19 protein-coding genes are annotated in these 17,780 nt (G+C 67.3%); 8 read left to right on the top strand and 11 right to left on the bottom strand.

Translation table 11 applies throughout. The features are described from left to right. The first annotated feature begins 190 nt into the window (after window positions 1–190). On the top strand, window positions 191–466 hold the full coding sequence (locus GGR48_RS04130) for a hypothetical protein (RefSeq protein ID WP_183950641.1): 276 nt from the start codon (window positions 191–193) through the stop codon (window positions 464–466). On the opposite strand, the gene GGR48_RS04135 is transcribed toward GGR48_RS04130, so the two are convergent. The 3 genes from GGR48_RS04135 to uxuA are packed head-to-tail and all read right to left on the bottom strand — an operon-like array spanning window position 416 to window position 4,391. Further along, a complete protein-coding gene (locus GGR48_RS04135; protein WP_183950642.1) occupies window positions 416–1,801 on the bottom strand; it encodes a mannitol dehydrogenase family protein in 1,386 nt (461 codons plus the stop codon). The two genes, GGR48_RS04130 and GGR48_RS04135, sit on opposite strands and share 51 nt — an antisense overlap. Next, complete coding sequence (uxaC, locus tag GGR48_RS04140; RefSeq protein ID WP_183950643.1) at window positions 1,798–3,210, bottom strand: glucuronate isomerase; 1,413 nt, start codon at window positions 3,208–3,210, stop codon at window positions 1,798–1,800. Before uxaC ends, GGR48_RS04135 begins: the two co-directional genes overlap by 4 nt. Beyond that, window positions 3,207–4,391 carry a mannonate dehydratase gene (gene uxuA, locus GGR48_RS04145; RefSeq protein WP_183950644.1) on the bottom strand — a complete coding sequence of 395 codons (1,185 nt, stop codon included), beginning with the start codon at window positions 4,389–4,391 and terminating at the stop codon, window positions 3,207–3,209. Before uxuA ends, uxaC begins: the two co-directional genes overlap by 4 nt. A 455-nt stretch (window positions 4,392–4,846) precedes the next feature. Between uxuA and GGR48_RS04150 the strand changes: the two genes are divergently transcribed. Together GGR48_RS04150 and GGR48_RS04155 are read left to right on the top strand one after the other, a co-directional pair. Next, window positions 4,847–5,779 (top strand): sugar kinase, encoded by a 933-nt coding sequence (locus tag GGR48_RS04150; protein ID WP_183950645.1) that lies wholly within the window; start codon window positions 4,847–4,849, stop codon window positions 5,777–5,779. Between the two features lie 103 nt (window positions 5,780–5,882). After that, on the top strand, window positions 5,883–6,560 hold the full coding sequence (locus tag GGR48_RS04155; protein WP_183950646.1) for a CDP-alcohol phosphatidyltransferase family protein: 678 nt from the start codon (window positions 5,883–5,885) through the stop codon (window positions 6,558–6,560). Between the two features lie 50 nt (window positions 6,561–6,610). Here the strand turns inward: GGR48_RS04155 and tyrS are convergent, their stop codons facing one another. The 5 genes from tyrS to serS all read right to left on the bottom strand — a co-directional run bounded on the left by tyrS (window position 6,611) and on the right by serS (window position 11,767). Next, window positions 6,611–7,837 (bottom strand): tyrosine--tRNA ligase, encoded by a 1,227-nt coding sequence (tyrS, locus tag GGR48_RS04160; protein ID WP_221211384.1) that lies wholly within the window; start codon window positions 7,835–7,837, stop codon window positions 6,611–6,613. 109 nt (window positions 7,838–7,946) lie between these two features. Then, window positions 7,947–8,369, bottom strand: coding sequence for a hypothetical protein (locus tag GGR48_RS04165; protein ID WP_183950647.1), 423 nt, complete (start codon window positions 8,367–8,369; stop codon window positions 7,947–7,949). A gap of 75 nt (window positions 8,370–8,444) precedes the next feature. Further along, window positions 8,445–9,704, bottom strand: coding sequence for a peptidoglycan DD-metalloendopeptidase family protein (locus GGR48_RS04170; RefSeq protein ID WP_338110497.1), 1,260 nt, complete (start codon window positions 9,702–9,704; stop codon window positions 8,445–8,447). A gap of 21 nt (window positions 9,705–9,725) precedes the next feature. Then, window positions 9,726–10,490, bottom strand: a complete 765-nt coding sequence (surE, locus tag GGR48_RS04175; RefSeq protein WP_183950648.1) for a 5'/3'-nucleotidase SurE — start codon at window positions 10,488–10,490, stop codon at window positions 9,726–9,728. Next, the gene (serS, locus tag GGR48_RS04180; RefSeq protein ID WP_183950649.1) at window positions 10,490–11,767 is read right to left on the bottom strand and encodes a serine--tRNA ligase; all 1,278 of its coding nucleotides are present in this window, start codon (window positions 11,765–11,767) and stop codon (window positions 10,490–10,492) included. The genes surE and serS overlap by 1 nt, the downstream gene beginning before the upstream one ends. 90 nt (window positions 11,768–11,857) lie before the next feature. Between serS and GGR48_RS04185 the strand changes: the two genes are divergently transcribed. Continuing rightward, the gene (locus GGR48_RS04185) at window positions 11,858–12,373 is read left to right on the top strand and encodes a host attachment family protein (protein WP_183950650.1); all 516 of its coding nucleotides are present in this window, start codon (window positions 11,858–11,860) and stop codon (window positions 12,371–12,373) included. Window positions 12,374–12,398: 25 nt separating this feature from the next. On the opposite strand, the gene GGR48_RS04190 is transcribed toward GGR48_RS04185, so the two are convergent. Beyond that, on the bottom strand, window positions 12,399–13,400 hold the full coding sequence (locus GGR48_RS04190) for a PEP-CTERM sorting domain-containing protein (protein ID WP_240455991.1): 1,002 nt from the start codon (window positions 13,398–13,400) through the stop codon (window positions 12,399–12,401). Between the two features lie 459 nt (window positions 13,401–13,859). On the opposite strand from GGR48_RS04190, the gene dksA reads away from it, so the two are divergent. Both dksA and GGR48_RS04200 read left to right on the top strand, forming a co-directional pair. Beyond that, complete coding sequence (gene dksA / locus GGR48_RS04195) at window positions 13,860–14,321, top strand: RNA polymerase-binding protein DksA (RefSeq protein ID WP_183950652.1); 462 nt, start codon at window positions 13,860–13,862, stop codon at window positions 14,319–14,321. A gap of 158 nt (window positions 14,322–14,479) precedes the next feature. After that, the gene (locus GGR48_RS04200) at window positions 14,480–14,872 is read left to right on the top strand and encodes a PilZ domain-containing protein (protein WP_183950653.1); all 393 of its coding nucleotides are present in this window, start codon (window positions 14,480–14,482) and stop codon (window positions 14,870–14,872) included. Window positions 14,873–15,542: 670 nt separating this feature from the next. Here the strand turns inward: GGR48_RS04200 and GGR48_RS04205 are convergent. Further along, a complete protein-coding gene (locus GGR48_RS04205; protein ID WP_183950654.1) occupies window positions 15,543–15,698 on the bottom strand; it encodes a YdcH family protein in 156 nt (51 codons plus the stop codon). 218 nt (window positions 15,699–15,916) lie between these two features. Between GGR48_RS04205 and GGR48_RS04210 the strand changes: the two genes are divergently transcribed. Both GGR48_RS04210 and GGR48_RS04215 read left to right on the top strand, forming a co-directional pair. Further along, window positions 15,917–16,114, top strand: a complete 198-nt coding sequence (locus GGR48_RS04210; RefSeq protein ID WP_183950655.1) for a YdcH family protein — start codon at window positions 15,917–15,919, stop codon at window positions 16,112–16,114. A 73-nt stretch (window positions 16,115–16,187) separates the two neighbouring features. After that, the gene (locus tag GGR48_RS04215) at window positions 16,188–16,649 is read left to right on the top strand and encodes a DUF1465 family protein (RefSeq protein ID WP_183950656.1); all 462 of its coding nucleotides are present in this window, start codon (window positions 16,188–16,190) and stop codon (window positions 16,647–16,649) included. A gap of 13 nt (window positions 16,650–16,662) precedes the next feature. Here the strand turns inward: GGR48_RS04215 and GGR48_RS04220 are convergent, their stop codons facing one another. After that, window positions 16,663–17,622: an NAD(P)H-dependent flavin oxidoreductase gene (locus GGR48_RS04220; protein ID WP_183950657.1), complete on the bottom strand. Its 960-nt coding sequence runs from the start codon at window positions 17,620–17,622 to the stop codon at window positions 16,663–16,665. Window positions 17,623–17,780: the final 158 nt, after the last annotated feature.

The raw sequence follows: 17,780 nt of genomic DNA on the forward strand, positions 1-17,780 counted from the left end.
AAGGCCGACTGTTTGCCTAACCGCGCTCTATCGCTTTTTTTTTTTCCCCCCCCCCCCCCCCCCCCGGGGGGGGGGGGGCGGGGGGGGGGCCGCTTCCCCAGGCGAACAGTTCGCGGCGATGCCCCACCCCAACCCCTCCCCTGAAGGGGAGGGGCTCGCGTTGACTCGGCGCAATGTCATCACGCTCTAAATGGATCTGCTCAACAGCCGCATGGTCGGCGCTGCCGTTGGCATGGTGGGACCCCAGGCTTGGGTTGGTGGCGTCTCATTCACGCTGTCGATCGGGCTGCGCGCGGAGGCGTGGCGCTATGATCCGCTCTTTGCGATGCTGGCCGCGTTCGATCTGGACGCCGCGGCTTTTTGCAGACGGCCCGAGCCAAGCTCCGCCGCTCATCCAAGGGAAGCTAAGGGCTCATCACCGCCGTGCGGCTATCAGGTCCGTCAGCACCTGCAGGTCCTGCTCTGACGCGGTCCAGTGGGATGCGAACAGGCCGCCGGCACCGAACAGCGCCGCCGCGATGCTTTCACGGCCCGCCTTGCCCCAGATGGCGTTTAGTTGCTCGGCCATCGGATCGTCGACCGGCCCGTTGTCACCGCGCACATGGATGATCCACGCCGCGAGCGCCGTCAGCGTCGCCGGGCAATCCTGCCCGCGCGCACGGTTGACGGTCAGGCTTTCCAGCCAGCGCTGGCCGATCTTCTGCGATCCGTCCATGGCGATCTGGGCCAGCCGGTGCGGCAGGGCGGTGTTGCGGAACCGGGCGAGCAGCGCATCGGCATAAGCGTCGAGGTCTTGACCGAGCGCGGCGGCGATCGTGCGCGCCGCCTCCACCCGCATCAGCCGTTCGACCAGCGGGAACAGTGCGGGATCGGCGACCGCCTGATGGACATAGCTGTGCCCTGCCGCCAGCCCGAGATAGGCCAGCGCCGAATGCGCGCCGTTCAGCATGCGCAGCTTGGCGGTCTCATAGGGGCGCACGTCGTCGACCATTTCCGCTTCCACCCGGTCCCAGCCGGGGCGGGGGGTGGCGAAGCGATCCTCGATCACCCATTGGCGGAACGGCTCGGTCACCACCGCCGCCTCGTCGCGAAGCCCCAGCCGTTCGGCGGCGGAAGCGTAATCCGATTCTTGCGTCGCGGGCACGATGCGATCGACCATCGTCGAGGGGCAGGCGCATTCGCGGGCGAACCAGGCCGCCTCCTCGGGTGCATGGCGCTCGCAATAGGTCTGGAGCAACTCGCCCAGCACCCGGCCATTGTCCGCCAGATTGTCGCAGGACAGGATGGTCAGTCCGCCGATGCCGCTCAGGCGTCGCGCGCGCATCGCGGTGGCGAGGATGGTGTAAATCGTCTGCCCCCGATGCGCGGCGTCCAAGTCGAGCCGACCATCGGGGCCGCGCAGATAGCCCTTTTCGGTGACGGTCAGCGTCACGATCCGCGTCGAGGCCGCCGCCAGCGTCGCGGCCAGCGCGCCGGGGTTTTCGGGCGCGACGATGACATCGCGGACCGCGCCGATGATCCGGATTTCGTCGCCCGAAGGACCGCCACGCGTGGTGACCGAATAGAGACCGTCCTGCGGCACCATCGTGTCGCGTACCTGGGGCGAGCGGAGCGATACGCCGGTGATCGCCCAGTCGCGGTCGCCCGCCGCCATGGCGTCGTCGGTGAAGACCGCCTGATGCGCGCGGTGAAAGGCGCCAATGCCCAGATGGACGATCCCGGTCGCCTGCGCCGCACGGTCATAGGCGGGGCGCGCCACATCGGGGCGAAGCTGCGCCAGGGTTGCGGAAGACAGTCTCATATCCGGTACGCCTTTCGGACCAGCGTGCTGGTCAATTCCTGCGCCAGTTCGGCGGCTTCCCAATCCTCGATCCGGTGCTCGGCGACGAGCCGCGCGAGGAACGCGCAGTCGACGCGCCGCGCGACGTCATGCCGCGCGGGGATCGAGAGGAAGGCGCGGGTGTCGTCGTTGAAGCCGACCGTGTTGCGGAACCCGGCGGTCTCGGTCGTCATCTCGCGGAAGCGGCGCATCCCCTCCGGACTGTCATGGAACCACCAGGCAGGGCCGAGCTTCAGGCAGGGATAATGGCCCGCCAGCGGCGCCAGCTCGCGCGCATAGACGCTTTCGTCCAGCGTGAAGAGGATGATGGTCAGGTCGGGTTCGTTGCCGACCACGTCGAGCATGGGTTTCAGCGCCTGAACATATTCGGTGCGCACCGGAATGTCCGCGCCCTTGTCGCGACCATGGCTGGCGAACAGGCCGGCATTGTGGTTGCGGAACGATCCGGGATGGATCTGCATCACCATGCCGTCCTCGACGCTCATCTTCGCCATCTCGGTCAGCATCTGCGCGCGGAACAGCTCGGCATCGGCGGCGTCCCAGCGGTTGCCGACGATCCGGGCGAACAGCGCCTCGCACTCCGCCTGCGACAGATTGGCGGTGCGCGCGGTCGGATGGCCGTGATCGGTCGCGGTCGCACCGGCCGCACGGAAATCGGCGCGACGCTTGGCGTGTGCGGCGAGGTAGCCCGACCAGCTATGGACGTCCTCGCCGGTCAGCGCGGCGAACGTCTCCAGCGCGCCGGCGAACTGCTCATGCTCGACATCGATCACGCCATCGGGGCGATAGGTGGTGACGACCCGGCCGCCCCAGCCCGAAGCGCGGATCGCATGATGCGCGTCGAGACTATCCTGCGCCCCCTCGGTAGTGGCGAGGAAGTCGATGCGGAACCGGTCGAACAGCGCGCGCGGACGAAAGGCGTCGGTGGCGAGCTGCGCGTTGATCATATCGTAATAATGATCGGCGGTGTCGGCCTCCAGCCGGACATCGATGCCGAACACCTCGGCAAAGACATGGTCGAGCCACATCCGCGTCGGCGTGCCGCGAAACAGGTCGTAATGCGCCGCGAAGGTGCGCCAGGCGGCGCGGGGATCGGTCGCCGGCGTGCCGCCGCGATGCGGGATCGCGAGCGCGTCGAGCGAGACGCCCTGCGAATAGAGCATGCGGAAGACATAATGATCGGGCGCGAGCAGCAGGGTGGTCGCATTTTCCCATGGCGCATCGGTCGCGAACCAATGCGGATCGGTATGGCCGTGCGGGCTGACGATCGGCAGGTCGCGGATGCCGGCATAAAGCGTGCGGGCGATGGCACGGGTGTCCGGATCGGCGGGGAACAGCCGGTCGGGATGGAGTTCCAGCGGTCGCGTCATCGTCCATTCGCCTTTCTATGCAGCAGCCCGCGTTCCAGCCCGCGCAATTCGGCCAGTCCGCGCATCCGCCCAAGCAGCGAATAGCCGGGATTGGTGACCTTGGTCAGGTCGTCGATCATCTGATGGCCGTGATCGGGGCGCATGACGATCGACCGATTCTCGCGTTGCTGAAGCCGGACGATCTCGTCCACCACTTCGACCATATCCGCGCTCCCTTCCAGATGCGCCGCCTCGTGAAAGGCACCGTTCGGCTCGCGCTGAACGCTGCGAAGGTGGAAGAAGCCGATCCGCGATCCCAGCCGCTGGACCATGCCGGGCAGGTCGTTGTCCGCGCGGACCCCGAACGAACCGGTGCAGAAGCACAGGCCGTTGGCCGCACTCGGCACCGCATCGAACAACGCGGTGACATCCGCCTCGGTGCTGACCATGCGCGGCAGGCCGAAAATGGGGAAGGGGGGATCATCGGGATGGACCACCAGCTGGATACCGCATTCCTCCGCGACGGGGCACATCGCCTCCAGAAAGGCGATATGGTTGGCGCGCAACCGCTCGGGGCCGGTATCGGCATAGGTCTGGATCGCAGCCAGGAACTGGCCGGAGGTGAAGCTCTCCTCGCTGCCGGGCAGGCCGGCGATGATCGTGCGCTCCAGATGCCGGCGGGCGTCATCGTCCATCGCGGCGTGGCGGCGCGCGGCGGCCTCGATCGTCTCCGGCGTATAATCGCCGGCCGCACCGGGGCGACGCAGGATATGGATGTCATAGGCCGCCACCGCCTCCAGCTCGAAGCGCAGCGCGCGCGCGCCATCAGGCAATTCCCAGGCGAGGTCGGTGCGGGTCCAGTCGAGCAATGGCATGAAGTTATAAGTGACGGTGGTGATGCCCTCGGCCGCCAGATGGCGCAGCGTCGCCGCGTAGTTGTCGAACAGCTCGTCGCGCTCCGGGCCGGCGGTCTTGATCGCCTCGTGCACCGGCACACTCTCCACCGTGGTCCAGGCGAGCCCCGCCGCCTCGATGAGCGCGCGGTGCGCGGCGATCTCGGCGCGCGGCCAGACCACGCCGTTGGGCAGGTGATGGAGCGCAGTGACCACCTCGGTCGCGCCCGCCTGCCGGATATGCGCCAGGGGTATGGGATCGCTGGGGCCGAACCAGCGCATCGCCTGGGTCATCAGTCTGGAAGGCATGGGCGACTAATCCTGTAGATGGGTACGAACCGATCGGGGCGGAGCAGGACGCCCGCCAAATGCGAAATTGGTATGACCGATATTTTTTCCCCTGTCATCTGGTCCAACCAATTTTCCTTTTTGGCAATGTGATCGGATCGACATCCGGGTAGCCACACTTTCCTGCCCGGTAAGGGGAGGGGGACCATCCGAAGGATGGTGGAGGGGTGTCCCCGATCGTGATTGCGATCCAACATCTTGTACCGGGACACCCCTCCGTCAGGTCTGAGGCCTGCACCTCCCCTTAAAGGGGAGGAATTGGGTGAGCATCGATCTCGCTCAGCCATTCCATGGGGAACCCGCGGGGCTCGGTGTTCACCCGGATGTTTCACCATCCTATCTTACCAATTGCGCCATGCTGGCCAATCCCGCACGGCATGGTTAGACAGGGCTAAGGTACGACAGGGAGAGACAGGATGCGGGCGGTCATCATCGGCGAGGGCATGATCGAACTGTCCGGTGGCGGCGAGATGGGCGGCACGGCGCGCGGCCAGGGCTGGCGGCTGAGCTATGGCGGGGACACGCTCAACACCGCGTTGCACATGGCGCGTTCGGGGGCAGAGGTCGCCTATGCCACCGCGCTCGGGACCGATCCCTTCAGCGACGATCTGCTCCGTGCCTGGGCGGATGACGGTCTCGACGTGTCGATGGTGCTGCGCGACCCCAGTCGGATGCCCGGCCTTTATGCGATCCGGACCGATGCGTCGGGCGAGCGCAGCTTCGCTTATTGGCGCAGCGACAGCGCGGCGCGGCGCTTCTTCGAATTGCCCGATGCGGCCACGCTGCTGCCGCGGGCGATGGCGGCGGACCTGTTCTATTTCTCGTTGATCAGTCTGGCCGTCCTGCCCGAGGACGGCCGCCATGCGCTGCTCGATGTCGCACGGCAATTGCGGGCGGCGGGACGGACCGTGGCGTTCGACGGCAATTACCGCCCCATTTTGTGGCGCGATCCCGGCGAGGCCGCGCATTGGCGCGACGCGGCGATCGGCTGTACAACGATCGGGCTGCCGACCGCCGAGGATGAAGCGCTGCTGAGCGGCGAGCCGGATGCCGCGGCGGTCGAGGCGCATTGGCGCGCGGCCGGCGCACAGGAGATGGTGGTGAAGATGGGCGCGGCCGGCTGCCGGCTGACCGGGGGGCAGGTCGTCGCGCCTGCCGCATCGCTGGTCCCCGTCGATACGAGCGGCGCGGGCGATGCCTTCAACGCGGCCTATCTGCTGGCACGGATGGCGGGGAAGCCGCCGGTCGAGGCGGCGGCGGCGGGCCATCGCCTGGCGGGCTGGGTGATCCAACGGCGCGGCGCGGTGCCCGACCGCGACGCCGAGGCACCCTATTCGCGTCTGGAATGAGGGGCCGACGCCCGTCGCCAAACGGGCTATCCCATGCGATCAATGGCAGAGCCGCGTGTTTTCAACCCGTTGCGCAATGACGGAGCTTGCTGCATAACGGCCTATGACACAACGGTTACAAACGCCGCAGCCGCTTGACCGCATTCAGCAGAACTGGCTCGCAACCACCGAACGTCGGATCTTGAACTGGCTGTGCGCCAGGATGCCCGCCGCTATGACTCCCGACCGACTGACCGCGATCGGCATGGCCGGGGCCGCGCTGGTCTTTGTCGGCTATGTTGCCAGCAATATGGGGCCGGGCTGGCTGTTGCTGGCGCTGGCCGGTTATGCGGTGCAGTGGTTCGGCGACTCGCTCGACGGCAGTCTGGCGCGCTATCGCAAGATCGAGCGGCCATCCTATGGCTATTTCCTCGATCACAGCTGTGACGGGCTGGCCAATCTGATGATCGTGCTGGGCATCGGCCTGTCGCCCTTTGTCGGCATGAACGTCGCGCTGATCGCGCTGGCCGGCTATTTCCTGATGTCGATGCACGCCTTCCTCGCCGCGCGGGTGATCGGCGAACTGCGGCTATCCTATATGGCGGCGGGGCCGACCGAGCTTCGCCTGTTCCTGATGCTGTTGACGGTCGCGATGATGTTCGACGATCCGACCAAGGACCTGATCGGCAATGTCTCGGGCTTCGACATCTTGATCGGCGGGATCGGCGGCGGCCTGATCCTACTGTTCGTCATCCAGACCTTCGCGGTCGCCAAGCAGCTGGCGGTGACCGACCGGCGTTGACCCATGCCGGTCGTCGTCGATGACGACGACCGGTCGAGGCGATCAGCGGCTCAGCCCGCGGTCAGCAGACCGTGATGCTTCTTGCCCGAGGACAGCTTCACCGGCTCTGCGCCGATGGCGATGACGGCGTTCTCATCCACCACCTTCTCGCCATCAATGCGCGCACCGCCGCCAGCGATCAGGCGGCGCGCCTCGCCCTTCGACTTGGCGAAGCCCAGTCCGATCAGCGCATCGACGATTCCGATCGATCCGCCCGCCACCGCATAACTCGGCAGCGCGGCGCCGGCGGCGCCTTCCTCGAACGTCCGACGCGCCGTCTCGGCGGCTTCGTCGGCGGCGGCGCGGCCCCGGCACATGGCGGTCGCCTCATTCGCCAGGATCTTCTTGGCCTCGTTGATCTCGGCACCTTCCAGCGTTTCGAGGCGCGCGATCTCGTCCAGCGGCAGGTCGGTAAACAGGCGCAGGAAGCGGCCGACGTCGCGGTCGTCGGTGTTGCGCCAGAACTGCCAGTAATCGAAATGCGGCAACTGGTCCTCGTGCAGCCAGACCGCGCCGGCCATGGTCTTGCCCATCTTGCCGCCGTCCGCCGTGGTGATCAGCGGGGTGGTGACGCCGAACACTTCGGTCCCGTCCATGCGGCGGGCCAGCTCGATACCGTTGACGATGTTGCCCCACTGGTCGGACCCGCCCATCTGCAGGCGGCAGCCATGGCGCTGCGCCAGCTCGCGGAAGTCATAGGCCTGGAGGATCATATAGTTGAATTCGAGGAAGCTGAGCGACTGCTCGCGGTCGAGGCGCAGCTTCACCGAGTCGAACGACAGCATCCGGTTGACCGAGAAATGCTGCCCTACCTCACGCAGGAAGGGGATATATTCCAGCGCGTCGAGCCAGTCGGCATTGTCGACCATCACCGCATCGGTGGGGCCGTCGCCAAAGGTCAGGAAGCGTTCGAAGATACGCTTGATCGAGGCGACATTGGCCTTGATCCCGTCTTCGCCGAGCAGCTTGCGCGCCTCGTCCTTGAAGCTGGGATCGCCGATCTTGCCGGTGCCGCCGCCCATCAGCACGATCGGCTTGTGCCCGGTCTGCTGCATCCGGCGCAGGAGCATGATCTGCACCAGGCTGCCGACGTGCAGCGATGGGGCGGTAGGATCGAAGCCGATATAGCCGGGTACCACCTGCGTAGAGGCCAGCCGGTCGAGCGCGGCGGCGTCGGTCATCTGGTGGACGTAGCCCCGGTCATCCAGGGTGCGAAGCAGGTCGGACTGGTACGTCATGATGGCGATCCGTTACACCGCCGTTCCGCGTTCGTCACCCTCCGCCGATACAAATGGAGCGCGGGTGGACGGACCACCCGCGCTCCTCTGTTACGGCCCTAATCGGGGCTTAGCGGCAGACGGTGCGCCCGCCCCGTTCGACATAGGTGCAGGGACGATAGCCCGAACCCCGGCCGGTATAGTTGGTATAGTCGCCCTGCGAGCGGGGATCGACATAGCCCGGGTTGCGGCGCGCGCGGTCATATTCGCGCGCGACCCGCGCATCGCGGCGCGCCTGCCAACCGTTACCGCGCCAGCCCCGGTCGTCGCGCCATCCGCGACGCTCACCGCGCCAGTCGCCACGGTCGCCTCGACGGTCGTCGCGCCAGTCGCGCCGCTCGTCACGCCATTCGCGGCGATCCCGATCGCGGTCGTAACGCGGTCCGTCGCGCCAGGACTGGGCCTGCGCCTCCGATACGGGAAGCGCAGTGGTGGTCGCCACGCCGGCGACCGAAAGGCCCAGAATGGCAAAGACATGCAGGAATTTCTTCATACGCCAACTCCTTCGGGGCAACGGCCCCATGCCGGCATTTAACCGGCAAGGCGCTGTCGCGTTCCTTAACGGGGGTCAGCGACGCGGGAGCTGGCCCAGCGGATCGACCGGGGTGCGGCCCCGCCGCAGCTCGAAATGCACCTCGGGCCGGTCGGCAAAGCCGCTTTGTCCCGACAGGGCCAGCGTCTGGCCGCGCTTGACCGCCTGGCCGCGCTGGACGAGCAGCTTGGAGGCATGGCCATAGACGCTGGTCCAGCGGTCGCCATGCTTGACGATCACCAGCCCGCCGAGCGCGGCGATGCCGTCGCCGACATAGGCGACGACGCCGTCCGCCGTGGCCTTGACCGGGGTGCCGATCGGCGTCGCGATCTTGATGCCGTCATTGCGCTCGCCACTGGAGCCTGCGCCGAAGCGCTTCACCACGCGGCCCTCGACCGGCCAGACGAAGCCCGAGCTGAGCCGCGCCGGCGCCGCGACGACGGCGGTCGGCGGCAGGACGCGCGACGGTGTGGTGCTGGGCTTGGCGGGGGCCTGGTTGCTCGCCAGCGCCGGCTCGCCGCCGGTCAGGATGTCGTCGATGTTGAGCGAGAAGGCGGCGGCCCGCTCGGCGGCGGTGCTGGCGGGCGCGCCGACCGTACCGCCGGGGATCAGGACCCGCTGGCCCGCGCGCAGCACATAGGGCTCGGTCAGCGCATTGGCGTCGACGATCTGCGACCAGGGCACGCCATAGGCGCGCGCGATCGCGATACCGGTCTCGCCGGGGCGGACGAGGTGGAAGCGGCCGCCGGGAATGATCAGCTTCTGACCGATCCGCACCATATAGGGCGGCGGCAGCGCATTGGCGCGCGCGATCGCCTCGGTCCCGGCGCCCGTCTGGTCGGCGATGCTGCGCAGCGTGTCGCCGGGGCGGACGGTGTAGGTCGAGCCGGCAATGGCGCGCGCGTCGGGCGTGACCGGCCGGATTTCCCAGGAGGGGCGGGGGGCTGGCAACGTCGCGACCGGCTTTTGCGGTGCCGCCTCGACCATGGCGCGGGTCGCTGGGGGGCGGGCCTCTGGAGGCCGGGTGACCGGGGGGCGTGCCACCGGCCGGGTCGCCGTCAGGGGGACCGAGCGGCGGATCGCCGGGCGTGTCGTGTCGCGCGGCGTCGGGGCGGGCGTGATCGGGGCGGCGCGCGTGGGCAGCGGACGCGATGGTGTCGCTCGCGGCGTGACGGGAGCGGGCGTCGGCTGGACGATCGGCGGGGCGGGCGCGGTGGAGCCGGCGGGCGGCTCCATATTGGGGATGCACCCCGTGACCAGCATCCCGATGCCGATAATCCCCAGCTTCCGTTCCACGCCCCGTACCCCTTGGCTCATTCAGCGATAGGCCGCGTCGAGCATAGCAAGAGATGCGTCATGCGTAAGATCGAGATGCAGCGGCGTCACTGCGATGTAATCCTCGGCGATCGCGTCCAGATCGGTGTCATGGCCGGGCTGGTGCGGCAGGCGACCGAGCGCCAGCCAGTAATAGTCGTACCCGCGCGGATCGCTTCGCCGTTCGAAGGTGGCGCGGCCATAGTCGCGCAGACCCTGGCGCGCGATGCGGATGCCCTTCACCGCCTCCGGCTCCACCGGCGGGAAGTTGATGTTGACGAGCGTACGGGGGCCGAACTCCATACTGAGGAGCGGACGCAGCACCCGCTCGCCCCAAGCCTCCGCCGTGGCGAACGACACGCCGTCGCCGACCGCCTGTCGGGCGTAGCGCTGGCTCAGCGCGATCGAACGGATGCCCGCCATCGCGCCTTCCATGGCGGCGGCGACCGTCCCGGAATAGAACACGTCCTCGCCCAGATTGGCGCCGCGATTGACGCCTGACAGGATCAGATCGGGCTTCCGGTCGGCCATGACCTCGCCCAGCGCCATCAGCACCGAATCGGTCGGCGTGCCAGTGACCGAAAAGCGCCGCTCGCCGAACTGGCGCAGCCGCATCGGCCGGGTCAGCGTCAGCGAGCGGCTGGTCCCCGACTGATCCTCCGCCGGCGCGACGATCCAGACATCGTCCGATAGCGTCGCCGCGATCCGCTCCAAGGCAGCGAGGCCCGGTGCGTGATAGCCGTCGTCGTTGGTCAGCAGGATGCGCATCAGCGCGGCTCCAGCACCGCCTGCCCGCCCAGATAGGGACGCAGCGCGTCGGGCACGACGACCGAGCCATCGGCCTGCTGATAATTCTCGATGACTGCGACCAGCGTCCGGCCGACCGCCAGCCCCGAGCCGTTGAGCGTATGGACGAAGCGCGTGCCCTTGCCTTCCACAGGGCGATAGCGCGCCATCATCCGCCGTGCCTGGAAATCAGTGCAGGTCGAGCAGGACGAAATCTCGCGGTAGCGCGCCTGTCCGGGCAGCCAGACCTCCAGGTCATAGGTGCGCGCCGCCGAGAAACCCATGTCGCCGGTGCACAACAGCATCCGGCGATAGGGCAGGCCTAGTGCCTCCAGCACGCCCTCGGCGGCGGCGGTCATCCGCTCATGCTCGGCATCCGATTGCTCGGGGGTGGTGATCGACACCATCTCGACCTTGTCGAACTGATGCTGGCGGATCAGCCCGCGCGTGTCGCGCCCGGCGGCGCCGGCTTCGGAACGGAAACAGGGGGTCAGCGCGGTAAAGCGCAACGGCAGTTCCTGTTCGCTCAGGATCGCCTCGCGCACGATATTGGTGAGCGACACCTCGGCGGTGGGGATCAGCCAGCGGCCATCGGTGGTGCGGAACAGGTCCTCGGCGAATTTGGGCAGCTGGCCGGTGCCGAATGCGGCCTCGTCGCGGACCAGCAGCGGGGGCTGCACCAGCTCGAAGCCATGCTGCTCGGTCATCCGGTCGAGCATGAACTGGCCGAGCGCGCGTGACAGCCGCGCCATCGCCCCACGCAGCAGCGTGAAACGCGCGCCCGACAGCGCGACGCCGGTATCGAAATCCATGCCCAGAGCGGGCGCGATCACGTCATGCTCGCGCGCTTCGAACGCGAAGGTCGCCGGCTCACCCTTTTGATGGACCAGCACATTGTCATTCTCGTCCGCGCCCTGCGGCACATCGGCGGCGGGCAGGTTGGGGATGGCGGCGAGGGCGGTGTTCAGCTCGGCCTCGACGACACGCTCCTGCTCTTCCAGTTCGGGCAGGCGGGCCTTCAGGCCGGCGACTTCCTCCATCAGCGCCTGCGCGCGCGCCTCGTCCCGCGCGGCCTTGGCCTGGCCGATCTGCTTGGACAGGTCGTTGCGGCGGGTCTGGACGGCTTGCGTCTCGGTATTGATCGCGCGGCGGCGTTCGTCGATCGCGATCAGCATGGCCGACTGCGGCGCGGCACCGCGCTTGGCTAGGGCGGCGTCAAAGGCGGCGGGGTCGGCCCCGATCAGGCGAATGTCATGCATGGGGGCGAGGCTATGGCCTCCGCTCCGCCGTCACGCAACCCGTGGCGAAGCCGTCGCGTTATCCCTTTCGCACAGACAAGGAGATACGCGATGCAAGTGCCGCATAACAGCTTCGTGCTGGTCGTCGATGGCCGCAAGAGCCTGTTCTTCCGCAACGAGGGCGATGCCGAATATCCCAATCTGGTCGTCGAGCATGCGGTCGAACATCCCAATCCGGCGGACCGCGACCAGAAGACCGACAGCGCCGGCGCGGCCTCCTCGACCCAGAGCGGCGCGGGCGCGCCGCCGATCGCGCAGGGCGGATCGAATCAGGCCGGCGGCGGCGGACAGGGCGCGCAATTCGCCGCGTCGCGCGGATCGATGGGCGAAACCGACTATCACCAACAGGAAGAAGACCGCTTCGCGGCGGAGACCGCCGACATGCTGAAGCGCCGCGCGATAAAGCAGGAGTTCGAGTCGCTGATCATCGTCGCGCCCCCCAAGATGCTGGGCGAGCTGCGCAAACATTATCACAAGGAGGTCACCGACCGTCTGGTCGGCGAGATCGCCAAGGACCTGACCGGCCATCCGGTGCCGGACATCGAGGCCGCGCTGCAAAAGGCGTAACGCGGCCTCTCCGGCCGGCGGCGCGTCAGGCTTTGCTGGCGAGCCGCCGCCGGATCATGAGCGCCGCTGCGGCGCCGCCGAACAGCAAGACCATCGGCGGGGCGGGCACCGGCGTCGGCGGACCACCCGTCGAGCTGCCCGAGGACGAGGCGCTGCTGGCCGAGGATGCGCTCGACGCGCTGGAGGCCGAGCTGGCCGACGAACCGTTGGACGACCAGCCATCGCTGCTCGATCCATAGCCGCTCGACGACGCGGATGATGTCGAGGAGGCCGACGAGGTCGACGATGCGCTGCTGACGTCGCCCGACGACGAACTGGTCGACGAGATATTGCCCGACGAGGACGTGCTGCTGACCCCGCCGGTCGACGTCGAAGAACCGCCCGTCGAGGTGGAGGAGCCACCCGTCGACGTCGACGAACCGCCGGTCGAGGTGGATGACCCGCCCGTGGAGGTGGAGATACCACCCGTCGACGAACCGCCGGACGATGTCGACGATCCGCCGGACGATGTCGACGATCCGCCGGACGATGTCGACGATCCGCCCGTGGAGGTCGAGGAACCACCCGATCCGCCCGAGGCCGAGGATGTCGAACTCGATCCGCCGCTGCTCGTCGAGGACACGACGATATTGCCGTTCGACCCGCCGCCAAAGCCGAAGCCGCCGCCAAAGCCGCCCCCGAAACCGCCGCCAAAGCCTCCACCCCAGCCGCCGCCCCAACCGCCGATCACGGCCGGAACGTAACCGCCGCCGCTGACGAATGCGGGTGCGGCGGCGGGGAGGGGGACGGGAACGGGCGGGGCCTGCGTGGTGACGGTGATGACCGTTGGGGGCGGAGTGGTGGTAACCGTCCGCCGGGTGACGACGCGGCGAACCGGCACGGCCGCGACGCGGCGATGCACGATCTTGCGGCTGGGCTTGGTCTGTTTCAGGACCGCCGGCCGCTTGGGGCTTTCGACCATGTGCACGGCACCGCCGCCGATCACGGCACCACCTGCCGCACAGGCGGTCAGCTTCGCCAGGGCCATTCGCACGGACATCGTCAATTCCTCACACCGTACAGCCGAATGGCGCGACCGAGCGGCGCGTCCAGGCTCCTTACATCTTCTCCCCTGTCATCACACTGACCAAAAAAGCTTTAAGGGCCAAGGGCGATATTCCCCCTGGGCCGTACGGTTTTGGGATTCGAGAACCGCCCGATCGCAGGGAACCGGGCAGCGTCAACAGGATCATGTCATGCGGATGACACGCCCGGGCGACGCAGAATTCGGTTTTCGAGATTCGGGTGTGGAAAATCGTTTGCCGCTCAGCAGTTCGTCCATATTCCATTCACTTCGCAACATTATTATCAAAAACATAATCACGACGAAATGCCAGTCGCTTGCGGCAAGTGGTGGCACCGACTATAGGCGCTCTCGACCATCAGGGGGCGGCTCCGAGGACGCGGTGCAGAAATGTCGCGCCGACGGGCCCTTTGGGAGAGTGGTATGGCGACGGTGTTTGATCGCATGACGGAATCCACAGGCCCGGACGTGGCCAATGATCTCGACGAGAACTACCGTCCCAGCGCGGACGAACCGTTCATGAGCCTGAAGCAGCAGGCGTATTTCCGCCGCAAGCTGCTCGATTGGAAGGAGTCGATCCAGCGGGAGGCGCAGGGAACCCTGTCGCAGCTGCAGGTCGATTCGCTGCGCGAGCCCGATCTGACCGATCGCGCCTCGAGCGAGACCGACTGGTCGATCGAACTGCGCACCCGAGATCGCCAGCGCAAGCTGATCGCCAAGATCGATGCCGCGCTCCGCCGCATCGACGAGGGCGAATATGGCTATTGCGAGGTGACCGGCGAACCGATCAGCCTGGGTCGCCTGGAAGCGCGCCCGATCGCGACCATGACGGTCGAGGCGCAGGAACGGCACGAGCGCAACGAGAAGGTGTCGCGCGACGACTGAGCCATGGGCGGACCGCGATCCCGTCGTCCGGCGGCGCGGCCCGCTCGTCTCTCTTCGGTCGATTGGCCTTGCGGCCCCCGCGATATTAATGGAATGGCAACGCCATCGCGCGTAACGCATGATCGCGTGAGGAAGAACGGGGCCGCACGGAACTCGATATGGACGCGATGAGGCGCGAGCCCGACACCGGGCCGAACGAAACAGAGCAGCAGGGCAGCCGGCCGCGCCGCGACAGCCTGTTGCTGATGGCCACCATGACGCTGGCGGACGACGCCCATCCGCGTGAAGTGCGCGTGCGCAACATCTCCGAGGGCGGGCTGATGGCCGAACTGGCGACGCCCGTCGAGATCGGCACCGCGATCACCTTCGATCTGCGCGGCATCGGCCCCGTCTCCGGCCGGGTCGCCTGGTGCACCCAGGGGCGGGTCGGCGTGTCGTTCGACCGCCCGATCGATCCCAAGCTGGTTCGCAAGCCGGTCGGCGGCGGCACCACCACCCCCGAATATGCCAAGGCACCTGCGACCCCGCACACGCGCTCCTTCCACCGCTGAGACGGAACGCGGGCTTTCAGCCTCCCAGATATGGGAGGGGGCGCAAAGTCCGTTAGGCGCGATCGACATTCATCTTATTCCTCCCCTGTAAGGGGAGGTGCAGGTCGTAAGGCCTGACGGAGGGGTGTCGCGGTCCAAGAGGTTGGACCGCATCCACGGCTGGGTACACCTCTCTACTATCGTTCGGATACCCGCTCCCCTGGAGGGGATAGTTGCGAAACTGGCGTTTCCTCGCTCCTCACGCACCACCCCGGCCTGCGCCGGGGTGATGCGAAGCGTTTTGCAACGATCGCCTAGCAGCAGAGGAAGGAAACTGATCCAGCCAATCTACCATCCGGGCGGAAAGTCGGCTGCGACCATGATCCGACCTCGCTATCGGGACACCCCTCCGTCAGGCCTTACGGCCTGCCACCTTCCCTTGCAGGGGAGGAATGATGAGGGGTGCGGATCATCTCTCGGAGAGCCTTCAAATGGCCGATGGCTTGGTGTGTTGGGAACGCCATCATCGGCCCCGTGCCCGGTCTCGCATCCATCGCCCATGAAAAAGGCCGCGGCGGGCGTGATCGCCCGCGCGGCCGGTTGCGGATCGGGGTGGTGGCCGTGCGACCATCGTCATGGTCCGGTCACCCTGGCCTGCGATAAGGCCGCCGATCGTTGAGGCGAAGCGCTGCTAGATGTTCTGGATTTCCTCCTTCAGTCGCAGCTTCTGCTTCTTGAGATCGGCGAGGACCGCCGTGTCCGGCAACGGTCGTTGCGATTCGGCATGGATTCGCCGATCGAGCGTCGCGTGCTTGGTTTCCAGGGCCGTTTGATGCGCCGTATGCATAGGGCTTCAACCTCCTGTCCATTGGTAGGGGAAGGAAGTAAATCACCAATCGGGCATGTTGTCGCCATGGATTTTCGACCAATTCGACAAGCTGAGCCATTTGGCGGGACGACATGCCATCGGCGGGGGAAGGGCGCCGTCGCGACCTGACCAGGCCCCTCTCGCGCGATCGGGCGGGGCTTGCTAGAGGAGCATCGGGCTCGATCGGGAGGGGCAGGATGGACGTCACGCTGGCACGCGCACGGATCGACACGCTGCGGATCGAGCATCGCGATCTCGACGACGCGATCGCCGCGCTGCTTCAGTCCAATACGCCCGACCAGCTTCAAATCGCGCGCCTGAAAAAGCGCAAGCTGCGGCTGCGGGACGAGCTGGCCGAGCTTGAGGACCGGCTGATCCCCGACATCATCGCCTGATCGCGTCGTATCGGGACAGGCGATGGATCGCGGCTCTTGTCGCGTCGCGGCCCGCTATGCGAGCCAATCGGTCATGCTCGATTCCTCCACGCCCGAACCCTTGCACCGCAAGCTGATCGACGGTCTCTATACCGAGGCGATGGGCCTGGCCGAGGCGGCGCGCGGCTATTTCGACGGGATCGGCCGCGAGGATCGCGATGCGCTGGAGCCGGCGGCGCGGATCGGCTTTTCCTGCGAGTCGCTGAAAGTCACGACCCGGCTGATGCATGTCATCGCATGGATATTGACCCAGCGCGCGGTGGAGGCGGGCGAATTGTCCGAGGCCGACTCGCGCGCTTCCGTCCGGCGGCTGGGCCCGTCGCCCGAGTCGGACGAGGCGGTCGTCGCCGCCCTTCCGCCACGCGCCGCCGCGCTGACCCGCGCCAGCCTGGACCTGCATCACCGGGTCGAGCGGCTGGACCAGATGGCCGATGCGCCCGTCGCGGCGGTCAGCCCGGTGCAGATGCTCCAGGCGCGGCTCGGCGGCTCCTTCTGACGCCGCCCAGAGGTCACGCCCCCAGCGACAATCGCCGGCGGGCGGCTTCATATTGACGGGCAAGCGTCGCGATCCGCTCCGCCGCCGGTTCGACCGCATCGACCGCGCCGATGCCCTGGCCCGCCCCCCAGATGTCGCGCCACGCCTTGGCCGCCTGTCCGCCGCCGAAGTTCATCGTGCCGACATCGCCGTCGGGCAGATTGTCGGGGTCCAGCCCCGCCGCGACGATTGAGGCGCGCAGGTAATTGCCGTGCACGCCGGTGAACAGGCTGGAATAGACGATGTCGCTCGCCCGGCCCTCGACCACGCCCTGCTTATAGGCCTGGGCCGCATTGGCCTCCGCCGTCGCGATGAAGGGCGAGCCGATATAGGCGAAGTCCGCACCCATGGCCTGCGCCGCCAGGATGGCGTCGCCCGTCGCGATCGCCCCGGCCAGCGCCAGCGGTCCCTCGAACCATTGCCGGATTTCCTGGACCAGCGCGAAGGGCGAGAGTCGCCCCGCATGACCGCCGGCACCGGTCGCCACCGCGATCAACCCGTCCGCGCCCTTTTCCACTGCCTTGCGCGCGAAACGGTCGTCGATCACGTCGTGCAGCGTAATGCCGCCCCAACTATGGACGCCCGCATTCACATCCTCGCGCGCGCCCAGCGAGGTGATGACGATCGGCACCTTCCACTTGGCGCAGGTCGCCAGATCCTCCTCCAAACGATCATTGGAGCGGTGGACGATCTGATTGACCGCGAAGGGGGCCGCCGGACGATCGGGATGGGCGCGGTCGTGCGCCGCCAGTTCCTCGGTGATGCGGTGCAGCCATTCGTCGAGCAGGCTGGCAGGTCGCGCATTGAGGGCCGGGAAGGAGCCGACGATCCCCGCCTTGCACTGGGCGATCATCAGATCGGGATTGGAGATGATGAACAGCGGCGACCCGATCACGGGCAGCGCGAGGCGACTCAAGGCGGCGGGCATGCTCATGGCTTTACGATAACGTAAACGGAAAGTGTGTCCAGCCTGTGGCGATCGGTCGATTCGCACGCCAATCCCTTGTCATGGGATAATATGACACGGGTGACATTTGCATTGGGTCGGGGAGGGCGTAGAGCTTGGCCATTCCAACGTGAAAGGCCTCGATC

Origin of the sequence: Sphingomonas pseudosanguinis, from assembly GCF_014196255.1 — a bacterium.
GTDB lineage: Bacteria > Pseudomonadota > Alphaproteobacteria > Sphingomonadales > Sphingomonadaceae > Sphingomonas > Sphingomonas pseudosanguinis.

Coding starts and splice junctions, on each gene's coding strand:
- dksA (WP_183950652.1), top strand. CDS start 13,860: ATGGCGACGGTGTTTGATCGCATGACGGAATCCACAGGCCCGGACGTG.
- GGR48_RS04165 (WP_183950647.1), bottom strand. CDS start 8,369: ATGAAGAAATTCCTGCATGTCTTTGCCATTCTGGGCCTTTCGGTCGCC.
- GGR48_RS04200 (WP_183950653.1), top strand. CDS start 14,480: ATGGACGCGATGAGGCGCGAGCCCGACACCGGGCCGAACGAAACAGAG.
- GGR48_RS04130 (WP_183950641.1), top strand. CDS start 191: ATGGATCTGCTCAACAGCCGCATGGTCGGCGCTGCCGTTGGCATGGTG.
- uxuA (WP_183950644.1), bottom strand. CDS start 4,391: ATGCCTTCCAGACTGATGACCCAGGCGATGCGCTGGTTCGGCCCCAGC.
- GGR48_RS04150 (WP_183950645.1), top strand. CDS start 4,847: ATGCGGGCGGTCATCATCGGCGAGGGCATGATCGAACTGTCCGGTGGC.
- GGR48_RS04190 (WP_240455991.1), bottom strand. CDS start 13,400: ATGGCCCTGGCGAAGCTGACCGCCTGTGCGGCAGGTGGTGCCGTGATC.
- serS (WP_183950649.1), bottom strand. CDS start 11,767: ATGCATGACATTCGCCTGATCGGGGCCGACCCCGCCGCCTTTGACGCC.
- surE (WP_183950648.1), bottom strand. CDS start 10,490: ATGCGCATCCTGCTGACCAACGACGACGGCTATCACGCACCGGGCCTC.
- GGR48_RS04155 (WP_183950646.1), top strand. CDS start 5,883: ATGACACAACGGTTACAAACGCCGCAGCCGCTTGACCGCATTCAGCAG.
- GGR48_RS04185 (WP_183950650.1), top strand. CDS start 11,858: ATGCAAGTGCCGCATAACAGCTTCGTGCTGGTCGTCGATGGCCGCAAG.
- GGR48_RS04220 (WP_183950657.1), bottom strand. CDS start 17,622: ATGAGCATGCCCGCCGCCTTGAGTCGCCTCGCGCTGCCCGTGATCGGG.
- GGR48_RS04210 (WP_183950655.1), top strand. CDS start 15,917: ATGGACGTCACGCTGGCACGCGCACGGATCGACACGCTGCGGATCGAG.
- GGR48_RS04215 (WP_183950656.1), top strand. CDS start 16,188: ATGCTCGATTCCTCCACGCCCGAACCCTTGCACCGCAAGCTGATCGAC.
- GGR48_RS04135 (WP_183950642.1), bottom strand. CDS start 1,801: ATGAGACTGTCTTCCGCAACCCTGGCGCAGCTTCGCCCCGATGTGGCG.
- GGR48_RS04205 (WP_183950654.1), bottom strand. CDS start 15,698: ATGCATACGGCGCATCAAACGGCCCTGGAAACCAAGCACGCGACGCTC.
- tyrS (WP_221211384.1), bottom strand. CDS start 7,837: ATGACGTACCAGTCCGACCTGCTTCGCACCCTGGATGACCGGGGCTAC.
- uxaC (WP_183950643.1), bottom strand. CDS start 3,210: ATGACGCGACCGCTGGAACTCCATCCCGACCGGCTGTTCCCCGCCGAT.